The organism is Enterobacter cloacae complex sp. 2024EL-00227 (genome assembly GCF_043945315.1).
Classification (GTDB): domain Bacteria; phylum Pseudomonadota; class Gammaproteobacteria; order Enterobacterales; family Enterobacteriaceae; genus Enterobacter; species Enterobacter roggenkampii.
The window spans coordinates 208,986-229,898 of record NZ_JBIMQP010000008.1 but is presented as its reverse complement, the minus strand read 5'-3'; the positions used below and the strand labels follow the sequence as shown (position 1 = coordinate 229,898).

The 20,913-nt window shown below is 54.7% G+C and carries 24 protein-coding genes; 13 read left to right on the top strand and 11 right to left on the bottom strand.

Going from position 1 to position 20,913, the window contains the following annotated elements; all coding sequences use genetic code 11:
* Positions 1-7: 7 nt before the first annotated feature.
* From astE to ves, 3 genes are all read left to right on the top strand, one after another.
* Positions 8-973 (top strand): succinylglutamate desuccinylase, encoded by a 966-nt coding sequence (gene astE, locus ACHH0Z_RS15860; RefSeq protein WP_045406305.1) that lies wholly within the window; start codon positions 8-10, stop codon positions 971-973.
* 338 nt (positions 974-1,311) lie between these two features.
* Positions 1,312-1,806 (top strand): ATP-independent periplasmic protein-refolding chaperone Spy, encoded by a 495-nt coding sequence (gene spy, locus ACHH0Z_RS15855; RefSeq protein ID WP_008500682.1) that lies wholly within the window; start codon positions 1,312-1,314, stop codon positions 1,804-1,806.
* A gap of 296 nt (positions 1,807-2,102) precedes the next feature.
* Positions 2,103-2,660 (top strand): environmental stress-induced protein Ves, encoded by a 558-nt coding sequence (gene ves / locus ACHH0Z_RS15850; RefSeq protein WP_021241069.1) that lies wholly within the window; start codon positions 2,103-2,105, stop codon positions 2,658-2,660.
* On the opposite strand, the gene cho is transcribed toward ves, so the two are convergent.
* Both cho and nadE read right to left on the bottom strand, forming a co-directional pair.
* The gene (gene cho / locus ACHH0Z_RS15845) at positions 2,638-3,528 is read right to left on the bottom strand and encodes an excinuclease Cho (RefSeq protein ID WP_172955643.1); all 891 of its coding nucleotides are present in this window, start codon (positions 3,526-3,528) and stop codon (positions 2,638-2,640) included. The two genes, ves and cho, sit on opposite strands and share 23 nt — an antisense overlap.
* 103 nt (positions 3,529-3,631) lie before the next feature.
* Positions 3,632-4,456, bottom strand: a complete 825-nt coding sequence (gene nadE / locus ACHH0Z_RS15840; protein ID WP_008500678.1) for an ammonia-dependent NAD(+) synthetase — start codon at positions 4,454-4,456, stop codon at positions 3,632-3,634.
* A gap of 221 nt (positions 4,457-4,677) precedes the next feature.
* On the opposite strand from nadE, the gene osmE reads away from it, so the two are divergent.
* The 7 genes from osmE (at position 4,678) to chbG (ending at position 10,527) form a co-directional block, all read left to right on the top strand.
* Entirely contained in the window at positions 4,678-5,019 is a 342-nt protein-coding gene (gene osmE / locus ACHH0Z_RS15835) for an osmotically-inducible lipoprotein OsmE (protein WP_008500677.1), read from the top strand.
* A 284-nt stretch (positions 5,020-5,303) separates the two neighbouring features.
* Positions 5,304-5,621, top strand: coding sequence for a PTS N,N'-diacetylchitobiose transporter subunit IIB (chbB, locus tag ACHH0Z_RS15830; protein WP_008500676.1), 318 nt, complete (start codon positions 5,304-5,306; stop codon positions 5,619-5,621).
* Between the two features lie 79 nt (positions 5,622-5,700).
* The gene (chbC, locus tag ACHH0Z_RS15825) at positions 5,701-7,059 is read left to right on the top strand and encodes a PTS N,N'-diacetylchitobiose transporter subunit IIC (protein ID WP_008500675.1); all 1,359 of its coding nucleotides are present in this window, start codon (positions 5,701-5,703) and stop codon (positions 7,057-7,059) included.
* Positions 7,060-7,105: 46 nt separating this feature from the next.
* On the top strand, positions 7,106-7,453 hold the full coding sequence (gene chbA, locus ACHH0Z_RS15820) for a PTS N,N'-diacetylchitobiose transporter subunit IIA (RefSeq protein WP_021241072.1): 348 nt from the start codon (positions 7,106-7,108) through the stop codon (positions 7,451-7,453).
* Between the two features lie 29 nt (positions 7,454-7,482).
* Positions 7,483-8,301 carry a transcriptional regulator ChbR gene (gene chbR / locus ACHH0Z_RS15815; protein ID WP_008500673.1) on the top strand — a complete coding sequence of 273 codons (819 nt, stop codon included), beginning with the start codon at positions 7,483-7,485 and terminating at the stop codon, positions 8,299-8,301.
* A gap of 109 nt (positions 8,302-8,410) precedes the next feature.
* Positions 8,411-9,766, top strand: a complete 1,356-nt coding sequence (locus tag ACHH0Z_RS15810) for a 6-phospho-beta-glucosidase (protein WP_023292678.1) — start codon at positions 8,411-8,413, stop codon at positions 9,764-9,766.
* A gap of 11 nt (positions 9,767-9,777) precedes the next feature.
* Complete coding sequence (gene chbG / locus ACHH0Z_RS15805) at positions 9,778-10,527, top strand: chitin disaccharide deacetylase (RefSeq protein WP_045406302.1); 750 nt, start codon at positions 9,778-9,780, stop codon at positions 10,525-10,527.
* A gap of 93 nt (positions 10,528-10,620) precedes the next feature.
* Here the strand turns inward: chbG and katE are convergent, their stop codons facing one another.
* A complete protein-coding gene (gene katE / locus ACHH0Z_RS15800) occupies positions 10,621-12,870 on the bottom strand; it encodes a catalase HPII (protein ID WP_045406299.1) in 2,250 nt (749 codons plus the stop codon).
* A 167-nt stretch (positions 12,871-13,037) separates the two neighbouring features.
* Between katE and cedA the strand changes: the two genes are divergently transcribed.
* Positions 13,038-13,313, top strand: coding sequence for a cell division activator CedA (gene cedA, locus ACHH0Z_RS15795; RefSeq protein ID WP_256663159.1), 276 nt, complete (start codon positions 13,038-13,040; stop codon positions 13,311-13,313).
* A 48-nt stretch (positions 13,314-13,361) separates the two neighbouring features.
* Here cedA and tcyP read toward each other — a convergent pair whose 3' ends face one another.
* From tcyP to hxpB, 3 genes are all read right to left on the bottom strand, one after another.
* Complete coding sequence (gene tcyP, locus ACHH0Z_RS15790) at positions 13,362-14,753, bottom strand: cystine/sulfocysteine:cation symporter (protein ID WP_008500667.1); 1,392 nt, start codon at positions 14,751-14,753, stop codon at positions 13,362-13,364.
* A 127-nt stretch (positions 14,754-14,880) separates the two neighbouring features.
* Positions 14,881-15,471 (bottom strand): metal-dependent hydrolase, encoded by a 591-nt coding sequence (locus tag ACHH0Z_RS15785; protein ID WP_032644865.1) that lies wholly within the window; start codon positions 15,469-15,471, stop codon positions 14,881-14,883.
* Between the two features lie 101 nt (positions 15,472-15,572).
* Positions 15,573-16,244, bottom strand: a complete 672-nt coding sequence (hxpB, locus tag ACHH0Z_RS15780) for a hexitol phosphatase HxpB (RefSeq protein WP_021241077.1) — start codon at positions 16,242-16,244, stop codon at positions 15,573-15,575.
* A gap of 148 nt (positions 16,245-16,392) precedes the next feature.
* Between hxpB and ACHH0Z_RS15775 the strand changes: the two genes are divergently transcribed.
* Positions 16,393-16,929: a YniB family protein gene (locus ACHH0Z_RS15775; RefSeq protein ID WP_008500663.1), complete on the top strand. Its 537-nt coding sequence runs from the start codon at positions 16,393-16,395 to the stop codon at positions 16,927-16,929.
* A gap of 36 nt (positions 16,930-16,965) precedes the next feature.
* On the opposite strand, the gene ACHH0Z_RS15770 is transcribed toward ACHH0Z_RS15775, so the two are convergent.
* From ACHH0Z_RS15770 to pfkB, 3 genes are all read right to left on the bottom strand, one after another.
* The gene (locus tag ACHH0Z_RS15770) at positions 16,966-17,826 is read right to left on the bottom strand and encodes a fructosamine kinase family protein (RefSeq protein ID WP_008500662.1); all 861 of its coding nucleotides are present in this window, start codon (positions 17,824-17,826) and stop codon (positions 16,966-16,968) included.
* A gap of 105 nt (positions 17,827-17,931) precedes the next feature.
* Positions 17,932-18,222 carry a type V toxin-antitoxin system endoribonuclease antitoxin GhoS gene (gene ghoS / locus ACHH0Z_RS15765; RefSeq protein WP_008500661.1) on the bottom strand — a complete coding sequence of 97 codons (291 nt, stop codon included), beginning with the start codon at positions 18,220-18,222 and terminating at the stop codon, positions 17,932-17,934.
* 106 nt (positions 18,223-18,328) lie between these two features.
* Positions 18,329-19,261, bottom strand: a complete 933-nt coding sequence (pfkB, locus tag ACHH0Z_RS15760; RefSeq protein WP_021241080.1) for a 6-phosphofructokinase II — start codon at positions 19,259-19,261, stop codon at positions 18,329-18,331.
* 295 nt (positions 19,262-19,556) lie between these two features.
* On the opposite strand from pfkB, the gene ACHH0Z_RS15755 reads away from it, so the two are divergent.
* Positions 19,557-20,315: a YdiY family protein gene (locus ACHH0Z_RS15755; protein WP_021241081.1), complete on the top strand. Its 759-nt coding sequence runs from the start codon at positions 19,557-19,559 to the stop codon at positions 20,313-20,315.
* An 80-nt stretch (positions 20,316-20,395) separates the two neighbouring features.
* On the opposite strand, the gene yniD is transcribed toward ACHH0Z_RS15755, so the two are convergent.
* Together yniD and yncL are read right to left on the bottom strand one after the other, a co-directional pair.
* On the bottom strand, positions 20,396-20,503 hold the full coding sequence (gene yniD, locus ACHH0Z_RS15750; RefSeq protein WP_008500658.1) for a small membrane protein YniD: 108 nt from the start codon (positions 20,501-20,503) through the stop codon (positions 20,396-20,398).
* Positions 20,504-20,601: 98 nt separating this feature from the next.
* Positions 20,602-20,694: a stress response membrane protein YncL gene (yncL, locus tag ACHH0Z_RS15745; protein ID WP_021241082.1), complete on the bottom strand. Its 93-nt coding sequence runs from the start codon at positions 20,692-20,694 to the stop codon at positions 20,602-20,604.
* Positions 20,695-20,913: the final 219 nt, after the last annotated feature.

Genomic DNA, 20,913 nt, shown 5'->3' with positions numbered 1-20,913 from the left:
AGTGGGTATGGAAAATTTACTGGCGCTGACCCTGGCCGATGAAACGCCGGAACAGAAAGAGGGGGATGGCCCCTCATTTCGCTGGCGGTGGCTGGGGCGCGGGGTGCTTGAGCTGACGCCGACCGCAAAGAGCGATCTCTCGCTGCTGCTTTCAACGGGCATTCACGGGAATGAAACGGCGCCCGTTGAGATTGTCGATCTGCTGCTGCGCGCGCTGTATCGCAATGAAATTGCCCTGAAGTGCCGCGTGCTGGTGGTGCTCGGCAATCCCCCTGCGCTGGCGCAAAATAAACGGTATCTGGTGAGCGACATTAACCGCATGTTCGGCGGGCGCTGGTCGCAGTTTCCGCAGAGTGACGAAACGGCGCGGGCGGCGTGGCTGGAGAACGTGGTGACCGCGTTCTTTGCCGCTGCGGGTCCCGTGCGCTGGCATCTGGATCTGCATACGGCCATCCGCGCGTCCTACCATGTCCGCTTCGGCGTGCTGCCGCAGCGCAATCAGCCGTGGGAGGAAGGTTTTCTGAGCTGGCTGGGAGATGCCGGGCTGGAGGCGCTGGTGTTTCACCAGTCGCCGGGCGGAACCTTTACGCACTTCACCTGTGAGCACTTTGGTGCGTTGTCCTGTACGCTGGAGCTGGGGAAAGCGCTGCCGTTTGGGGAAAACGATCTCACCCGCTTTGCGCCAACGCATCTCGCCCTGCGGGCGCTGCTGGGCGGGTCGGCTCCCGAGCCTACGCATCAGACCGTTGAGCGTTACCGGGTCGTACAGCAGATCACGCGCCGCAGCGATGCCTTCCTGCTCCACATGGCCGCACACACCCTCAACTTCACCCCGTTCCGCAAAGGGGCGCTGCTGGCCGAGGATGGGGAGGAACGTTACGAGGTGCAGAAAACCACCGAGTATGTTTTATTCCCTAACCCAACCGTCGCGTTTGGCCTGCGGGCCGGGCTGATGCTGGAAAAAATATCCTGAACCTTTCCCCTCTCATCATCCGGGAGGGGAAGTTAAATACCGTTTCTTAGCAATTAAAGCGCGTGAACGTGTTTTGCAGAATATTCCTGGTGAATTGCTTTATTATTCACCTTCACTCCGTTATACTTCTGCTAAATCGCTTTAAAATCATCGTATTGAATATTTTTGGTTGCAACTCTCCACGCTTTATCCTTATTTCCTCCACATTTGGCGAAAATTTGTTTTTTACACTTTCATTGTTTTACTGTTGCTCTGACTAATTGACGATAAACCCCGTAAAGTTAATCTCGTCAACACGGCATAGCGCCGAAGAATAACTGAAAGAAAGGAAATAAATTATGCGTAAGTTTACTGCACTGTTTGTTGCTTCTACCCTGGCTCTGGGCGCTACCAGCATGGCGTTCGCCGCAGATACTGCGACCACCACCGCTGCCGCGCCTGCTGAAGGCAAAATGATGATGCATCATAAAGGCCCGGGTATGCACAACGAGATGATGATGTTTAAGGATCTCAACCTGACGGATGCACAGAAACAGCAGATCCGCGATATCCGGAAAAGCGAACGCGACCAGATGAAACGTCCGCCGCTGGAAGAGCGTCGTGCCATGCATGACATCATCGCCAGCGACAGCTTCGACAAGGCGAAAGCCGAAGCGCAGATCGACAAAATGGCCGAGCAGCACAAAGCCCGCATGCTGGCTCACCTGGAAACCCAGAACAAGATCTACAACATTCTGACCCCGGAACAGAAAAAACAATTTAATGCGAATTTTGAGAAGCGTCTGACAGAACGTCCGGCGATGGAAGGTAAAATGCCAGCACCAACCGAATAATCGGTTCACTCTCTTAAGACCGCCGGGATCCTGTCCACAAAAGCGCAATCGCTGTGGACAGGACCGGCGGTTTTTCTTTCCTGCCCTCTTGTCTGCCGCCGCCAGCGCGGTATGCTCCTGTAGTCGCATCAGAGAATGTTTGTAGAGTCATGGCGTTAGAATTTTTATTAACGTTCCGCTAAGGCCTGCCCGCTCTGCTGCCGATACTGTGTTGTGAATACCTAACGATAACAAACAAGACAGCAACGATAGCAATATCCTTGCCCTGGCACGGGTTGTGCCATTCAGGAGTGGTGATGGAGTTCTTTGATATCCGTAAGATGCCGGTCAGCCTCTGGCGCAATGGTGCGGGTGAAACGCGTGAGATTTGTTGTTTCCCTCCCGCAACGCGCGATTTTCACTGGCGCGCCAGTATCGCGACTATCGCCAGCAACGGCGAATTTTCCTCTTTTCCCGGCGTCGATCGGGTAATTACCTTGTTGGAAGGCGGGGAGGTGACGCTGGATGCGGGCCAGGCGTTCTTCCATACCCTGAAGCACCATCAGCCCTACAGCTTTGCCGGCGACCTGCCGGTGAAAGCGCTGCTGTCCGATGGGCGGATGGCGATGGACTTCAACATCATGACCCGTCGCGACTGCTGCCGGGCGAAGGTGCGCGTGGCTGACCGTACCTTTACCACCTTTGGCACACGCGGGGGCGTGGTGTTTGTGTTAAGCGGGGCGTGGCAGCTGGGTGATAAATTGCTGACGGCCGATCAGGGCGCCAGCTGGGAGGAGGGTACCCATACGCTGCGTCTGCTGGAGGCTCAGGGTACCTTATTGTTCAGCGAAATCACGTGGCTGCCAGGCCATTGAGCTCAATGATTTCAAACTTACCGGCCAGCACAGGTTTACAGAGAATTTTGTAGCCATCGTGGTCAAATCCGGCGGGCGTGCGCAGCAGGGTTGCCGCGTCGTTGATATCGTCGACAGCGCCCAGCCAGAGCCAGTTATTGACGATGTGATATTGGGTCATCGCGTCACCCACTTCTTTTAGCGCAACGGCGCTTTCCCAGGGCCAGCACTTCACGCTGATGGCCGCCAGACCGGCGAGGAGCCGGGCGTGGTGCGCCTCAACGCTCTCTTTCCCACAGCAGGCACCGGCACAGCGCTTCAGCGCGGATCGGAAACAGGCGCGTCCGCGCGTGGTCGCCTCCAGGCCCAAAAGGCTGTAGCAAAGCTGGAGCTCGTCCGCGAGCGTCTGCAGCGCCTGGAGTGCGGCTCTTTTATTGGCGAACAGCCCATAGAGATTCGGGGCATGAGAAAAATCGACGTCGCGCGCGTAGACGACCTGCGGCTTGCCCTCGTTGATCTGCAGGGAGCAGAGCTGACGGTTGCGGCGCAGGCGCTTGTTGAACAGCGGCTGTTGTTCTTTTATCAACCGCGCCTCCAGCAACAGCGCGCCCATTTCTCCCGCCGTCTGGAACCAGGTAATGCGTCGCGACTGGCGCAGCATGGCGGCCTCGTCCGGGGTACGCAGATGGGATAATACCCGACTGCGAATGTTAACGCTCTTGCCGATGTAAAGCGGCAGCGTGTCGCTTTCACCGTGAAAGATATACACGCCCGGCTGTTTAGGCAATGCTTCAAGCCAGGGGCGAAGGTGCTCGGGATATTCGTAGATAGCCGCCGCTTCAAACTCAAGACGCGGGGCGGATTGACGCCTGCTCACATACTGCTCCATATACTGTTCAGGCATACAGTGTAGCAGAGAGGGTTTGGTTAAAAAAGAGCCGGGTGGCGGCGACGCCTTACCCGGCCTACAAAACGGGGTTACCGTTTTGCGTTTATTTCCAGAAGTCGTCAAACACCGTAATTGGCGTGTGGCGCTTGTGCTCGGTTTTCAGATACCAGCCTTCGATGATCTTTGCGGTGCCTTCATCCAGCTTTTTGCCTTCCAGATAATCATCAATGTTGTCGTAGGTGACGCCAAGAGCCGCTTCATCCGGCAGGGAAGGGCGATCGTCTTCAAGGTCCGCTGTCGGCGCTTTCTTATACAGATGCTCAGGACAGCCCAGCGCGGCAAGCAGCTGCTTACCCTGACGCTTGTTCAGGCGGAAGATCGGGTTAATGTCGGTGCCGCCGTCGCCGTACTTGGTGAAGAAGCCGGTGATCGCTTCGGCCGCATGGTCGGTGCCGACCACGACGCCTTTGGTCATCCCGGCAATGCTGTACTGCGCTTTCATGCGCTCGCGGGCTTTCTCGTTGCCGCGAACAAAATCGCTTAACTCAATGCCCGCTTCGCGAAGCGCCTGCTCGCTTGCCAGGACGGAGCCTTTAATATTGACGGTCAGCACGCGGTCAGGCTGAATAAAGGCGATTGCATCCTGGCAATCCTGCTCGTCCGCCTGTACGCCATATGGTAGACGCACGGCGATAAATTGCAGGGTTTCATCTCCCGTCTCCTCGCGCAGCTCTGAAATTGCCATCTGGCAGAGCTTACCGGTCAGCGTTGAATCCTGGCCGCCGCTGATGCCCAGCACCAGAGATTTCAGGAAAGAGTTCTTCTTTAAATACGCTTTTAAAAAATCCACGCTGCGGCGGATCTCTTCATTTGCATCTACCGCAGGCTTCGCGCCCAGCGCCTGGATAATCTCTTGTTGCAGAGTCATCACGCTCTCCATAAACAGAATGTGTTAACTGTTAAAACTAACCCTTTGGACGTAAAACGACAAGGATCACAGTTTCGAGTGCGCTAATTTACGCCGTTTTAGCAGGTTATCGTTGTTTTATTAGAATTTTCCGAAATTCGTCTGGCGTAACGCACAAAGTTGAACAATAGTACTTTTTATCCCATGCTTAGATAACACGCTGATAAACAAGAGGACGGAATATGAACAAGAACGTAGCAGGAATTCTTAGCGCAGCGGCGGTACTGACTATGCTGGCAGGGTGTACGGCTTACGATCGCACCAAGGATCAGTTTACGCAGCCCGTAGTAAAAGATGTCAAAAAAGGGATGACCCGTTCGCAGGTCGCTGCGATTGCCGGTAAACCTTCTTCCGAAGTCACCATGATTCATGCGAAAGGCACCTGCCAGACCTACATCCTGGGTCAACGTGATGGTAAGGCAGAAACCTACTTTGTCGCCCTGGATGATACCGGTCATGTGATCAACTCCGGCTATCAGACCTGTGCTGAATACGATACTGACCCGCAGGCACCTAAGGCGTAGTCACCCTGCTCGCCTGAGGATGTTAACAAACCGGCCCTGAGGCCGGTTTTTTTATGCATCGGAAAATCTTATTTCTTTTCGCGAATTATTTGCCCGAAATGTGAGGGTAGTCAACAAGCCAGGTCAATGAGAGACAATTTGAGTCTGTTCAGAATTATCCCCTGTCTGTACCATTGCGTATACTCACTCCAACGATAAACAACAGTACGCAAACTACCTGTCTGCCGGGACAGCGAGTCGAGTGAGAACGCGACGGCAGGTAGTCATACAAGAGGGAAATTACGATGGAAAAGAAACATATCTACCTGTTCTGCTCAGCGGGCATGTCAACCTCGCTTCTGGTGTCAAAGATGCGTGCGCAGGCTGAAAAGTATGAAGTCCCTGTGGTGATCGAAGCGTTCCCGGAAACGCTGGCGGGCGAAAAAGGTCAGACAGCCGATGTTGTTTTACTGGGACCGCAAATTGCCTATATGTTGCCCGAAATTCAACGACTGTTACCCAATAAACCGGTCGAAGTGATCGACTCGGGGCTGTACGGCAAGATTGATGGTTTAGGTGTTCTTAAAGCTGCTGTGGCAGCGATTAAAAAAGCTGCTAATTAATTTTTATTTTTCCCGTCAAAGAGTTATTTCACACACAATACGCCGTAACATGCGTTACGGCATTTAAGGGTATTTTCCTATGAGTAAAGTCATCGCTTCACTTGAAAAGGTACTCCTTCCTTTTGCTGTTAAAATAGGAAAGCAGCCTCACGTTAATGCCATCAAAAACGGCTTTATTAAATTAATGCCGTTGACGCTGGCCGGGGCCATGTTCGTTTTAATTAACAACGTTTTTCTGAGCTTTGGTGAAGGTTCCTTCTTTTATTCATTAGGAATTCGGTTAGACGCTTCCACAATTGAAACCCTTAATGGTTTTAAAGCCATCGGCGGCAACGTCTATAACGGTACGTTGGGGATTATGTCGCTGATGGCGCCTTTCTTTATTGGGATGGCGCTGGCAGAAGAGCGTAAGGTGGACCCACTGGCCGCCGGGTTATTATCCGTCGCCGCCTTTATGACAGTGACCCCGTACAGCGTCGGTGAAGCCTATGCTGTGGGCGCCAACTGGTTGGGTGGGGCTAACATCATCTCCGGTATTGTTATCGGCCTGGTGGTGGCAGAGATGTTCACCTTTATTATCCGTCGCAACTGGGTGATCCGCCTGCCGGATAGCGTACCGGCCTCCGTTTCCCGTTCATTTTCCGCGTTGATTCCAGGCTTCATTATTCTCTCTATTATGGGGATTATCGCCTGGGCGCTCTCTCACTGGGGCACGAACTTCCACCAGATCATCATGGACTCTATCTCTACGCCGCTGGCGTCTATGGGTGGCGTGGTCGGTTGGGCGTACGTGATTTTTACCTCTCTGCTGTGGTTCTTTGGCGTGCATGGTTCACTGGCACTGGCCGCGCTGGACAGCGGAATTATGACCCCGTGGGCACTGGAAAACGTTGCACTTTATCAGCAGTACGGCTCCGTTGATGCGGCGCTGGCAGCGGGTAAAACTTTCCATGTGTGGGCGAAGCCGATGCTTGACTCCTATATCTTCCTGGGCGGTACCGGGGCAACCTTGGGTCTGATCATCGCGGTCTTTATTGTCTCTCGTCGCGCAGACTACCGTCAGGTCGCGAAGCTGGCGCTGCCATCAGGCATCTTCCAGATTAACGAACCGATTCTGTTCGGTCTGCCAATCATCATGAACCCGGTCATGTTCATTCCGTTCATCCTGGTTCAGCCGCTGCTGGCCGCTATCACCCTGACGGCGTACTACATGGGCATCATTCCACCGGTCACCAACATTGCACCGTGGACCATGCCAGCGGGTCTGGGCGCCTTCTTCAACACCAACGGCAGCGTTGCAGCCTTCCTGCTGGCGATATTTAACCTCGGGATTGCCACCCTGCTGTACATGCCGTTCGTGGCGATTGCGAACAAAGCCGCCACCATCATTGATGAAGAAGAGAGCGAAGAGGATATCGCCCTCTCACTGAAATTCTAAGATTGACGGCGCGGGGAAACCCGCGCCAGCCATAAGGAGCTTAAAGATGTTAGATTTGGATAATATTGTCGCAGACGAAGCCGTCGAGAACGATCTCGAAGAAGTGGTGATGGGGCTTATCATCAACTCCGGGCAGGCCCGTAGCCTGGCCTACGCCGCGCTGAAGCAGGCCAAGCAGGGGGATTTCGCCGCGGCGAAAACCATGATGGAACAGTCCCGCACGGCGCTGAACGAAGCGCACCTGGTGCAGACAAAGCTGATTGAAAGCGATCAGGGCGAAGGGAAGATGAAGGTCAGCCTGGTGCTGGTCCACGCGCAGGATCACCTGATGACCTCGATGCTGGCACGCGAGCTGGTGGCGGAGCTCATTGAGCTTCACGAGAAGATGCAGTAAGTCAGACTGAGTAGCAGGAGGTCAGCACGATGGAAATTAAAACCGCACTTGAACAGCAGCTGTTTAATGGCAAAAATTTTCACGTGGTTATCTACAACAAAACGGAGAGCGCCAGCGGTCTGCATCAGCATGACTACTACGAGTTCACGATTGTTCTGACCGGCCGCTACTACCAGGAGATCAACGGTAAGCGCGTTCTGCTTGAACGAGGGGATTTTGTCTTCCTGCCGATGGGATCTTATCACCAGAGCTTTTACGAATTTGGTGCCACCCGCATTCTGAATGTGGGCGTCAGCAGACGTTTCTTCGAGAAGCACTATCTGCCGCTGGTGCCGTTCTGCTTTGTGGCCTCCCAGGTTTATCGCGTCAAAAACGAGTTCATGACCTGGATTGAAACGGTTATCGCCTCGCTTAACTTCCGCGACAATGAATTTGATGAGTTTATTGAAACGGTGACCTTCTACGTGATGAACAGGCTGCGCCATCATCGTGAAGAGCAGCAGGTGACGGATGATATTCCGCAATGGCTGCGCAGCACCGTTGAGCTGATGCACGATAAAAGCCAGTTCAGCGAAAATGCGCTGGAAAATATGGTCTCTCTGTCGGGCAAATCCCAGGAATATCTGACCCGCGCGACGCAGCGTTATTACCGTAAAACGCCCGTGCAAATTATTAATGAAATCCGCATTAATTTTGCTAAAAAACAGCTGGAAATTACCAACTATTCTGTCACCGATATTGCATACGAGTCAGGATACAGCAGCCCCAGCCTGTTTATTAAAACCTTTAAGAAATTGACGTCATTCACACCGAACAGTTACCGGAAAAATTTGACGGTAATTAATTAACTGTCGGCGGATTACCCGCCACGAATATTGCTTTAATGGCTTGCCCAAATAGCGGGAAGAGCACGCTATACCTTGCAGGCGATTAACCTGATACGCTAAGGGAGATATTATGCAGAAGAAATTAAAAGTCGTAACCATTGGTGGCGGCAGCAGCTATACCCCGGAATTACTCGAAGGTTTCCTGAAACGTTATCATGAATTACCGGTCAGCGAATTATGGCTGGTAGACGTTGAGGAAGGTCAGGAGAAGCTGAATATTATTTTCGACCTGTGCAAGCGCATGGTGGAAAAAGCGGGCGTGCCTCTGACCGTGCATAAAACCCTCGATCGTCGTCTGGCGCTGAAAGATGCGGATTTTGTCACCACCCAGCTGCGCGTCGGCCAGCTGAAAGCGCGTGAGCTGGACGAGCGTATTCCCCTGAGCCACGGGTATCTGGGGCAGGAGACCAACGGCGCGGGCGGTCTGTTTAAAGGCCTGCGCACCATCCCGGTGATTTTCGACATCGTCAAAGACGTGCAGGAGATCTGCCCGAACGCGTGGGTCATTAACTTCACCAACCCGGCCGGCATGGTCACTGAAGCGGTCTATCGTCATACGAACTTCAAACGCTTTATCGGCGTCTGTAATATTCCGATCGGCATGAAGATGTTCATCCGCGACGTGCTGGCGCTGACCGACAACGACGATCTCTCCATCGATCTGTTCGGCCTGAACCACATGGTGTTTATTAAAGATGTCATCGTGAACGGGGAATCGCGCTTTGCCGAGCTCCTCGACGGCGTGGCCTCCGGTCGTCTGACGGCGGCATCGGTGAAAAACATCTTTGACCTGCCGTTCAGCGAAGGGCTGATCCGCTCGTTGAATCTGCTGCCTTGCTCGTACCTGCTTTACTACTTCAAGCAGAAAGAGATGCTGGCCATTGAAATGGGCGAGTATTATAAGGGCGGCGCGCGTGCGCAGATCGTTCAGAAGGTCGAAAAGCAGCTGTTCGATTTGTATAAAGACCCGAACCTGAACGTCAAACCGAAAGAGCTGGAGCAGCGCGGCGGGGCCTACTACTCCGATGCGGCGTGTGAAGTGATCAACGCCATCTACAACGACAAGCAGGCTGAGCACTATGTCAACGTCCCGCATCACGGCCATGTCGACAATATTCCGGCTGACTGGGCCGTTGAAATGACCTGCATCCTGGGGCGCGAGGGGGCTAAACCGCATCCCCGTATCACCCACTTCGATGACAAGGTCATGGGGCTGATTCATACCATCAAAGGCTTTGAAGTGGCAGCAAGCAACGCGGCGCTGAGCGGGGAACTCAACGACGTGCTGCTGGCCCTGAACCTCAGCCCGCTGGTGCATTCTGACCGCGACGCGGAGCAGCTGGCCAGCGAGATGATCCTGGCGCATGAAAAGTGGTTGCCGAACTTTGCTGCCACGATCGAGAAGCTGAAGTTCAAACAGCAATAAGAGGACGCACAATGGAAAACCTGCTGATCGTTAATGCTGATGATTTTGGCCTCTCGAAAGGCCAGAACTACGGCATTATTGAAGCCTGTCGCCGGGGGGTTGTGACCTCTACAACAGCGCTGGTTAACGCTGAGGCGGTTGAACACGCGGCGCAGCTGAGCCGCGAGGTGCCGGAGCTGGGCGTCGGCATGCATTTTGTGCTGACGCTCGGGATGCCGCTTTCGCCAATGCCGGGCCTGACGCGCGACGGCCAGCTGGGTAAATGGATTTGGGAACGGGCGGAGCAGGGTGCTCTGCCGCTCGAAGAGATTGCCCGCGAGCTGGAGTGCCAGTTCAACCGCTTCGTTGATGTGTTTGGTAAAGCGCCGACGCACATCGACAGCCATCACCACGTGCATATGATCCCGGCAATTTTCCCTGTTGTCGCCGGGTTTGCGCAGCGCAAAGGCGTGGCGATGCGCGTGGATCGCGAGGTGCACGGATTGCCGGACTGCGCTGTTACATCCACTGAGGGGTTCAGCAGCGCGTTTTACGGAGAAGAGATCAGCGAAGCGCTGTTCCTGAAGGTGCTGGATGATTCCGCTGCCCGCGGTGAAACCTCGGTGGAAGTGATGGCGCATCCTGCCTTTGTCGATAACACCGTGCGTAAAAGTGCCTACTGCTGGCCGCGGCTGGCGGAGCTGGACGTGCTGACGTCGGCCTCGCTGAAATACGCGATTGCCGAACGCGGGTATCGGTTGGGGACGTTCAGGGAGCTGTAAGAGTTGCCGGGTGGCGGCTTCGCCTTACCCGGCCTACGAACGACCTGCTAACTCTTGTAGGCCCGGTAAGGCGAAGCCGCTACCGGGCTTTTTTTACGCCGGAATCTGATCGACCTTGCTGCTTCGCGACCAGACGCGGTGCGCGGCGAGCAAATCAAACAGCTTCGTCATGAAGGCATCGTCAACGCTATCGCCCTCGACAATGCCGTCCTCACCCTGATCGGCCACCTTCAGCTGCGCTTTAAACTGTCGCGCATCGCCGGACAGCGCGATCGGTTTCAGGTGCTTATAGGCTTCCAGCAGATAATAGACGGCGTCGCCGTTGGTCAGCAGACTGGCAAGATCTCCGCCCGGCACAATCACCGCATCGACGGTGAGCGATGGCGCACCGGCAAAGGTCGCCGCGACCGGCAGCACAGAACCATCGTCGGCCGTCACCTCACCCATGCGGGAATAGAGCAGTTTGGCATGCACGCCCTGGGTTTTTAGCGCCTGCATGATCCCCAGCACGTCGCTGGCGCGGGTTTTGTCGTTCAGCAGAATGGCAACCACGCGGCCTTTAATCGAGCCGCCCGGCACCGCATACAGGCTCAGCGACGGATCTTTCTTCACGCCGTTAACCTCTTTCGGCGGAGCGAGGTTACGCTGCTCGTCGGTCAGCGTAATGCCCAGGTTATCCGCAACGCTCTGGGCAAGCTGAACATCAATATGCGCCAGCTGATCGACCACGCGCTCGCGGATGTAGGTGCGCACCACTTTACTCAGCTCAAAGCTGAAGCCGCCGATGATGTGCTGTTGCTCAATCGGCGTCTGGCTGTTCCAGAACAGGCGAGGGTGGGCGTAATACTCGCCGAACGAGGGGCTGCGCTCGCGAATTTTATTGCCATCGATACGCTCCTGATAGGATTCGAATCCACCGCGTTTCGGTCCGGGAGGCGTTTCACGCGGCCAGTTATCGTTGATGGAGTTCGGCTCATAGTTCGCCGGGTTGGTATCAATATCCTGACGGTGCATCCCGTCGCGCTGGAAGTTGTGGTACGGGCAGGTTGGGCGGTTGATCGGAATTTCGTGGAAGTTCGGCCCGCCAAGACGGCTGATCTGCGTATCGGTATAGGAGAACAGGCGTCCCTGCAGGAGCGGATCGTTGGTGAAGTCCAGCCCCGGCACGATATGCCCCGGGTGGAACGCGGCCTGCTCGTTTTCGGCAAAGAAGTTATCCGGGTTGCGGTTGAGCACCATTTTACCCACCAGCTGCACCGGCACCAGCTCTTCCGGGATTAGCTTCGTCGGGTCCAGAAGGTCGAAATCGAACTTAAATTCGTCCTCTTCCGGGATGAGCTGCAGGCCCAGCTCGTATTCCGGGAAGTCGCCCGCTTCAATGGATTCCCAGAGCTCGCGGCGATGGAAGTCCGGATCGCGCCCGGTCAGCTTCTGCGCCTCGTCCCACACCAGCGAGGCTTTACCCGCCACCGGCTTCCAGTGGAAACGGACAAACATGGCTTTCCCCTCGGCGTTGATCATTCGGAAGGTATGGATGCCAAACCCCTCCATGGTGCGGTAGCTGCGGGGGATCCCGCGGTCTGACATCGCCCACATCACGTTGTGTAAGGTTTCAGGCTGCAGGGAGACATAGTCCCAGAAGGTGTCGTGCGCACTTTGTCCCTGCGGTATGGCCCAGTGGGGCTCCGGTTTTACCGCATGGACAAAGTCAGGAAATTTATGCGCGTCCTGAATGAAAAACACCGGCGTGTTATTGCCGACCAGATCGAAAATCCCCTCTTCGGTATAAAACTTGGTGGCAAAGCCGCGGATATCCCGGACGGTGTCTGCCGAACCTGCGCCGCCCTGTACGGTGGAGAAACGCACAAATACCGGGGTAATTTTATCCGGGTCGGAGAGGAAGTCCGCTTTGGTGATCGCCTTCAGGCTCTTGTAGGGCTGAAAATAGCCGTGCGCAGCGGAACCGCGTGCGTGGACGATGCGTTCCGGTATCCGCTCGTGGTCAAAATGGGTGATTTTTTCCCGCAGAATGAAGTCTTCCAGCAGGGTTGGCCCGCGCGAGCCTGCGCGAAGTGAGTTCTGATCGTCAGCGATGCGCACGCCCTGATTGGTGGTGAGCGCAAAACCTTCGCCGCCTTTACGGTGTGGCTCAAGCGATTTCAGCTTCTCGTTTCCCGTATCCGGGGATTTCATGCTTCCCGGTGCGGTAGGCTGTTCGCCTGGTGCGGAAGGGCCCGGGGAGGGGCGGTGAGAGCCGTCAGAAGGGGCGAGAGAGTCCATGCCCGGTTGAGATTCTTCAGTGCCATGAATGGGTGATTGATGTGTTTTATCTTTGTTCGACATTGCACGCTTCTCCTTTATTCATTGCTAAAAACCCTATTAAGGATAGAACAATGTCGTGAGATGGCTCGCGAACTAAGAGTTTTCACATGCCATCATTAACGAAAGGAGCCATCTCACCCACTCGGAGCGCGACGGAAGGCAGCAGGATCGGCTATGATAGAATTTTCCTGCTTCAAGAATTTGCTTTAGTGAATCCGTCGCTTATGAAACCTCTTCGTCAACAAAACCGCCAGGTTATTAGCTATGTGCCCCGCGTTGAGCCCGCGCCGCCAGACCATGCCCTGAAAGTGGAGGGTTTTCGCGATGTGTGGCAGTTACGGGGGAAATACGTGGCCTTTGTGCTGATCGGCGAGCATTTCCGTCGCTCTCCCACCTTTACGGTGCCGGAGTCCGCACAGCGGTGGGCGATACAGATCCGCCAGGATGAAGAGGTTGAAGAATAACAGCCATAAAAAAACCGCCTGTTGGCGGTTTTTTTATTTCTACAGCGATTAACGATGCGCCAGTTCGGCGTCGTCTTCACTTTCCAGAATCGCTTTGTCGGTCTGCTTCAGCCACTGGCTGGTCAGCGTACCGGCGGTCATGGAGCCGCTGACGTTCAGCGCGGTACGGCCCATGTCGATCAGCGGCTCAACGGAGATCAGCAGGGCAACCAGCGTCACGGGCAGACCCAGCGCAGGCAGCACAATCAGCGCGGCGAAGGTTGCGCCGCCGCCAACGCCCGCAACGCCTGCGGAGCTTACGGTAACAATCCCGACCAGCGTGGCGATCCAGACTGGATCCAGCGGGTTAATGCCGACTGTAGGAGCAACCATTACCGCCAGCATCGCCGGGTACAGACCCGCACAGCCGTTCTGACCAATGGTGGCACCAAAGGAGGCAGAGAAGCTGGCGATGGATTCAGGCACGCCCAGACGACGAGTCTGTGCTTCAACGTTCAGCGGAATAGACGCGGCGCTGGAACGGCTGGTGAAGGCAAAGGTCAGTACCGGCCAGACCTTACGGAAGTATTTCAGCGGGCTGACGCCGTTCACGCCCAGCAGGATGCCGTGTACCACGAACATAATGCCAAGGCCCAGGTAAGAGGCGACAACGAAGCTGCCCAGCTTAATGATGTCCTGCAGGTTAGAGCCGGCAACCACTTTGGTCATCAGCGCCAGCACGCCGTAAGGGGTGAGCTGCATGACCAGACGAACCAGCTTCATCACCCAGCTTTGCAGGGTATCAATCGCGGTCAGCACGCGTTCGCCTTTTGGCGCATCGTCTTTCAGCAGCTTCAGCGCCGCCACGCCCAGGAACGCGGCGAAAATCACCACGCTGATGATGGAGGTTGGGCTCGCACCGGTCAGGTCAGCAAACGGGTTCTTCGGAATGAAGGAGAGCACCATCTGCGGCACGGTCAGGTCAGCCACTTTACCGACGTAGTTGGTCTGAATCGCAGTCAGACGCGCCGTTTCAGCGGTACCCTGAACCAGACCTTCTGCAGTCAGGCCAAACAGGTTAGTGACCAGCACACCCACCAGCGCGGCAATCAGGGTGGTAAACAGCAGCGTGCCGATGGTCAGGAAACTGATTTTTCCCAACTGGGTCGCGTTATGCAGGCGGGCAACGGCGCTCAGAATAGAGGCGAACACCAGCGGCATAACGATCATCTGCAGCAGCTGAACATAGCCGTTACCGACAATGTTGAACCACTGAATGGAATCTTTCAGTACTGGATTATCGGAGCCATAAATAGCCTGTAATGCCAGACCAAATACGACACCCATGGCCAGACCAACCAGCACCTTTTTCGCCAGGCTCCACTGTTTATGGCGCGCCTGCGCGAGAAGCAATAGCAATACAACGAACACAACGACGTTCGCGATGAGTGGAAAATTCATCCCCGTTCTCCTGATTTATTATCGGGTCGGTTTTTACCGATCCTGTTGGCGGAAGGTTAGCAGAAGTGTGATGTCGCGCTTATATCCAAATGGAATGGGTTATGACAAATGGGATAGTTTTGTTGGTTTACTGTTCAATCTGGTGATGAATAAAGCGATTGAACTGAAATTGTAGCGAATTAATCATCTGGGAAGACCAGCGGACTGCACTGTTTTCGGGCAACGTTTGCGGCATCCAGACGGCGTAAGCAAACAGCGCCATGCACAAGACGCGCTCAAGCTGGTTCCCTTTCTGCGGTGCCAGGATAGGAAAACGGAAGCGCCAGCGGCAGGGCCACAGCAGCGGTACGCCCGCAGGCGTCAGCATATCGGCCAGAATATGGCTCAGATAGCCCAGCACCATCCCCTGAATGGCATCACCGGGGACGATCCAGCTTTCGGGCACTTTTAAATAGAAAAGCGTCAGCAGGCCAAACACGGCCAGCAGGCTGTGCGTAAACCCCCGGTGGCCGAACGCGCGGGCGATGGGTTTTGACACCCACTTCAGGCGCTGACCGAGGAAGGACTTGGGATGGTCAATATCGGGCAGCAGACAGGTCAAAACGGCGGAAGGGACGATATGCCACCAGTCCCCCTGTGCCAGCACGGGGGTGAGTTCAGCGTTTTTGGCAAATACTGCGCACGCGATAGAAAAAAGCAGGTGGCCTTCCGCCGTCATGATAAAACCCATAAAACTGTCAATTCATACAGTATAGGGTTTTTATACAGTAGGCGGAAGAGGTGACGGTGTAACTGTTTGTCACAAACTGCAGTAGGGTCTTAACCGCCCCGCAGGTGATGCGCCGTGAGTTCTGCCAGTGAAATCAGCTTCACATCGGCAAGGGCAAACCGGGGATCGTGGCGGCCTTCTTCCGCAGGCACCACAATGGAGCGCATCCGCGCGGCTTTAGACGCTATCATGCCGTTAACGGAATCTTCCAGCGCAACGCAGTTGAGGGGATCCACGCCGAGCTTAGCGGCACAGTCGAGATAGACCTGCGGGTGCGGCTTGCTGTAAGGCAATTTCTCAGCGGACGCCAGCGCGTCGAAACTGTCGCGCAGTTCAAACATGATGAGTACTTTTTCCAGCATATGCAGCGGTGACGCCGAGGCCAGGCCGACCTTGAGCCCCTGGGCTTTACACAGCGCGACGGCCTCACGTACGCCGGGCAGCAGCGGCTTGCTCTCTTCTACCAGCGAAATGGCGCGGCTGATAATGCGCGCGGTCACTTCATCACGACCCGGTCCAGCCCACGGCTGTTGGGCAAACCACAGGTCAACCACCATATCGATGCGCAGGCCCAGCGTATCGGGAAGTTCATTACGGCGGCTGATATCCACGCCCAGGCTGGCCATGACCTCCAGTTCGGCGCGATCCCACAACGGTTCGGAATCGATCAGTAATCCATCCATGTCAAAAATTGCGGCAAGAATTTGGCGCGGTGTCGACATCACAACGTCTCCTTATCCAGGGTGTTCGACAGACGATAAGTGCTAAGCACACTCTGCAATTTAGCATATTGCTTTTAAAGAGCGGGCGAAATTGACGACCAGCAGGTAGACTTAGGCACAAATAACGCGTCTTTATGAAGAGGAACTGATGACGTATCAACAAGCTGGACGCATTGCGGTCTTAAAACGTATTGCTGGCTGGGTGATTTTTATTCCTGCCGTCATTTCTACGCTGATTTCTGTACTCAAATTTATGTACGATCACAGCGAAAAACAGCCGGGTATCAATGCGGTTATGCTTGATTTTGCGCATGTGATGATTGAGATGATGCGTTTTAATACGCCATTCTTGAATGTCTTCTGGTTTAACTCACCGACCCCGGATTTTCAGCATCAGCTGAATATCGGCTTTTGGGTGATCTACGCCCTGATCTTTGTTGCGCTGGCGCTGCAGGCCTCTGGCGCGCGAATGAGCCGTCAGACGCGCTTCTTACGCGAGGGCGTCGAGGACCAGCTCATTCTGGAGCAGGCCAAAGGCCCGGAAGGCATGAGCCGGGAGCAGATTGAATCCCGCATTGTTGTGCCGCGTCACACCATTTTCCTGCAAATTTTCCCGCTCTATATCCTTCCCGTGATCATCATTGTGGCAGGATACTTCTTCTTCTCACTGCTCGGTTTTCTGTAACCGATACGGGTGGCGGCAAAGCCACCCGTTCGCGTCTCAGGCGGCAAGCATGCGCTCAAGCGCCCGCTGGGCGTTAACCAGGTGTTCCCCACCAAAAAGTATGGCGCGGTTCATCAGCGTATAAAGCTGATACACCGGTTGACGATCGAGGAAGCCGGGCGGCAGGGGAGAAACCGACTGATATCCGTCGTATATTTGCGGCGGTTGTTCAGGATGCAGCGGCAGCATGGCAAGATCGCACTCACGGTCGCCCCAGTAGCAGGCCGGGTCGAAGATATAGGGGCCGTTGGGGCCCAGCGCGCAGTTATCGGACCACAAATCACCGTGGAGCAGAGACGCCTGAGGCTGGTGGGAGGCCAGGCGCTGCTGCACGTGCTCGACGATGGCATCAATATTGCCAAACTCCAGCCCTTTCTCGGCGGCAAGCTCAAGCTGCCAGCCAATGCGCTGCTCGGCAAAAAACGTCGACCAGCGACGCTGCCAGGCATTGGGCTGTGGCGTGGTGGAGAGATCGTTGTCAAAATCAAGGCCAAACTGCGGCTGGTCGCTCCACTGATGGAGGCGCGCTAGCTGCTGGCCAAGAATGAAAGCGTTATGGGCATCCAGCGGACGGGCGGGGAGATATTCCATGACCAGAAAACTGTAATCGCGGTCGCTACCGACGGCCAGAACCTGCGGGACCGTCACCGTTTTACTGCGCGACAACAGCTCCAGCTGATCGGCTTCGGCGGTAAATATCGGAAGCAGCTCGCGTTCATCGCATTTTACGAAGAGATCGCGCCCTGCGTAGCGTAAATGCCACGCGGCGTGGATCTCTCCGCCTGGCAGTTCGTTACGCAGTTCAATTTCACCTTCACCCAGCTGCTCACTTAAAAGATGACTGATAGCCTGCCACATGTTGACTCTCCCATGTTGTCTGCCAGATCATAAAGTTAGCGCATTATTGCGGTAAAAAAATACGAACTAACGCACACCTGAGCGGTTTAATTTCATACAGGGCACTTATTGTTCTTTTTTCTGCCAGCTTTCCCAGGTGTCGACGTCAATTTCGGCTGGCTTGTCGGTCACACTTTCCACCAGGCTGGCGGCCAGCGCATGGACCTCTTCTTTATTAAGCGCGCCGATCAGGCCAAATGCCAGAGTGCCTAAATCATGAATATTGCCTTCGTCATCCGTCAGGGTGAGGAGAAAATTAGCCCGGGTAAACGCATTGTTGAGCTCATTCAGCTCGGTAAGCGATGCCTCATGAAGGTTGACGGTTACGACATAACGAGTGATGTCACCACTGCTCATAATTCACCTCATTGTTATCATGGAAGTTTTCTTAGCATAGTCGATAGTTTGCGTTTGGCGACTCGGGGATGACGTTCCCCTTCATGCAGATGAAGGGGAACAGACGTTAATTTCGGGACAGGTAATCGACGATTTTTTGCGTATCGGCCAGCGAACAGAGGCGCGTGCCCTGGTTGATGGTGGCGGCGCTACCCGCCGCCACGCCGTAGCGCGTCATCTCCAGCAGTGACGCACCCTGCGCCAGTTTAAGCGTCATCGCACCCACCATGCTGTCACCCGCGCCAACCGTGCTCTGGCTCTTCATCGGCGGTGGAACAACCTGAACGGACGACGTTTCATCGACGGCCAGTGCCCCCTGCGGACCGAGGGAAACCACCACGCGTCGCGCTTTGCCGCTGCGTACCAGCTCCTGCGCGGCGGTGCGCACATCGTCAGGCTGCGTCAGTTCGCGGTTGACCAGCGCGCTTAGCTCTTTCTGGTTGGGTTTGACCAGCTCAAGATTGCCCGGCACTAAGGCCGCCTGCAGAGCCTCGCCGCTGCTGTCAACGATGCATCGGATACCGCGTTGCTGCGCCGCCTGAATCAGCGCGGTTAATTTTTCCGTGCTGACGCCGGGCGGCAGGCTGCCGCTGACCACCAGCAGCGCGCCGCTTTCTATCGTCAGCACTTTCTCTTCAAGCTGACGAAACTCGTCATCGGTGAGTTTCGCGCCCGGCATGACAAACCGGTACTGCTCGCCGCTGGATTCCACGTGGACATGCAGGTTTTGCCGCGTCCAGTCTTTCGCCTCGACGGTCTCTACGGCCACCTGTTCATCTGCAAGCAGGGAAACCAGGTGTTCACCGGTAGCACCGCCTGCGGGGAAAATGGCCGTGGCTTTGCCGCCTAGGTGGGTAATGGCGCGCGCCACGTTGATACCGCCACCGCCGGGCTCAAAGACCGGGGCGCTACAGCGCAGTTTACCTTCCGGATAAATCTGCGGCGTCAGGGTGGCGGAATCAAGGGAAGGGGAGAGCGTCAGGGTGTAGATAGGAACCATCATTACCTCCTTTTAGCATGGGTTCCTTTTAGTCTGGCACCATTTGTCAGGAAGGCAATGTAAATAACAGTATGATTTTAAATATGAATAGTGAATAAAAGTGAGGCCGGAGACATATAAAATAAAACGCTTTTTGGGATCGTTCTTATTCAAAAAATGAAATAAGAAAACATTGCTATGTTATTTGCGGCTTTTTATAATTTGTTACCTTTCTCTGGACGCCTTGTCATTGATCCTCAAGAAAGATTCCGGGACCGTGTGGTCTCTTTTTTTGTTGTACGGACTCCTTAATAAAATGAAGCTTTTAAAGACAGTGCCCGCTGCACTGATGCTGGCGGGTGGCGTGTTTGCGGCTATGAACGCGACCGCCGATGATTCCGTTTTTACTGTCATGGACGATCCCTCCACCGCGAAAAAACCGTTTGAAGGTAACCTGAACGCGGGGTACCTGGCACAATCCGGTAACACCAAAAGCTCTTCTCTGACGGCGGACAGTACGCTCACCTGGTACGGTAATACCACCGCCTGGTCTCTGTGGGGTAATGCCAGCAATACGTCCGCTAATGACGAACGCTCTTCCGAGAAATATGCGGTAGGCGGACGTAGCCGTTACAACATGACCGACTATGACTACCTGTTTGGTCAGGCAAGCTGGTTAACCGACCGTTACAACGGTTATCGCCAGCGTGACGTGTTCACGGCGGGTTATGGTCGTCAGTTCCTGAACGGTCCGGTACACAGCCTCCGTTTTGAATTCGGTCCCGGTGTGCGTTACGACGAGTACACCAATGGCGATACCAAAACCCAACCGCTCGGTTACGCTTCTGGTACCTATGCCTGGCAGATGACTGATAACACCAAATTTACACAGGGTGTTTCTGTATTTGGTGCCGACGACACGACGCTGAACTCTGAGACGGCGCTCAACGTGGCCATCAACGAACACTTTGGTCTGAAAGTCGCCTACAACGTGACCTGGAACTCTTCACCACCAGAGTCTGCGCCGGATCATACCGACCGCAGAACCACGGTTTCACTGGGTTATAGAATGTAATAAAGACGGGCCGATGATAATGTCGGCCCGTTTATTCTCTCTGATCTTGTGACGTCCCTTCTGATGAGCTCTACTCGCCCCTAACCCCAAATCATCGCCGCCCAACGGAGTAACAGCATTGCGCCGCAGATGGCAATCAGCACCAGCACCATTTTCCAGTGTTTTACGGCAAATCGTTTTGTTGGCATAACCTAATCCTTGTTCGTTGATATCCACAGTCTACCAAACAGGGCCTGAATATGCCCCTTCGCAGGAACGATTGGGTTATGCCAGCGTAGGGGGCGGTTCAGAACCAGTGGAATCGTTCGGCGAGAATCAACAATAAACCTGTGGCGGAAAGGATGTTCAATATCACAACCGTTCTACTGGATACGTTCATGGTATGCACCTTTGGGTTTAAAGACCTGTTCAAGAGTAGCTCTGCATTTCTAAATTGCGAGCGCCGGGAATATGCAACCTGCAAATTCATGCGAAAGTGCCAGCACATCAATCTGCCAGCAGAGGGTGCAATCTCCCTTTTGTTAGTGTTAACATTGCAAGGCTTGCCGTATATCCGGCGTTGTCTGATTTTCCGGCAGGTGAATGATGACGAACCAAT